Origin of the sequence: Thiohalocapsa halophila, assembly GCF_016583825.1 — a bacterium.
GTDB lineage: Bacteria > Pseudomonadota > Gammaproteobacteria > Chromatiales > Chromatiaceae > Thiohalocapsa > Thiohalocapsa halophila.
On record NZ_NRRV01000210.1, the window covers coordinates 1 to 1,038 of the forward strand.

At 56.7% G+C, this 1,038-nt stretch carries 1 protein-coding gene; it reads right to left on the bottom strand.

Annotation, left to right across the window (positions count from 1 at the left end; translation table 11 throughout):
- The coding region (locus CKO31_RS26035; protein WP_200243809.1) for an HAD-IC family P-type ATPase at positions 1–1,038 on the bottom strand (1,038 nt) is incomplete at both ends.

Here is a 1,038-nt window from a genome sequence, read left to right on the forward strand (position 1 = left end):
TCCAGCGCTGGTGCTTCCTCAGGCGGTCGGCGAGGTCTAAAGCGGTCAGGAGATGAGAGAGGTCCTTGTCGAGCAGAACAATCTGGGCCGTATCCAGCGCAAGATGGGAGGCATTGTGGATCGCGATGGAAACCGCGGCATTTTTCAGGGCAATGGAATCGTTGATTCCATCGCCGACGAAACAGACGGTCTTCCCCATTGCTTGCAGCTCGCCGACCACCTTGCCTTTTGTTTCGGGTAGCGCCTCGGCAACGAAGCTGTCGACGCCGAGCTTAGCAGCCAGTTCGCGCACGGGCCCTTCTCCATCCCCCGATACAACCAGAACTGAGACGCCGCGTTTGCGCAACGCACTCACCACACCTTGCGCCTCCGGTCTGATTGTCGGACATAACTCGACGGCACCGCATAGGACGCCATCTAGAGCAACGTACACAAAAGAATGACCTTGCTCTTGGACGACACCTTCCGTCTGTTCCAGATCCGGCTCCAGGGCAATGTATTCATGCCGCATATACCGGCGGCTGCCCACTGCGATTGTTCGATCTTTCGTTCTCACCTTGATTCCGAGACCCATCTGGTAATCGGCGTCGTCGATGCGCGACAGAACGATGCCCTCTTGGCGAGCCGCATGAAGAATGGCCTTCGCAATCGGGTGTGTCATATGGTATTCGGCAGCAGCCGCATAGGATAGAACCTGCTGCTCCGTGAAACCGGCACAAGCGTAGATGGTACCAACGTATGGATGGTCGTCCGTCAAGGTCCCGGTCTTGTCGAAAACAACGGTATCTACTTGGGCCAGCTGCTCGAGGGCGCGTCCATCTTTGAAAAGGAGCTGCGATCTGGCGCCAGCCCGAAAGAAATTGAGCAGGGTGAGTGGTACGGTCAAGCGCATGATGTTCGAGAAATTCGAAGTTGCCGCCACCAGCATCGGATAGGGGCCTGCGGTGAAGATTGCGATACTGGCAATGGCGAACGTCGGGCCAACTGAGCGGTTGGCGAGCTGTTCATGCCGATTTTCAAAAGTCGCGAGGTAGAGAT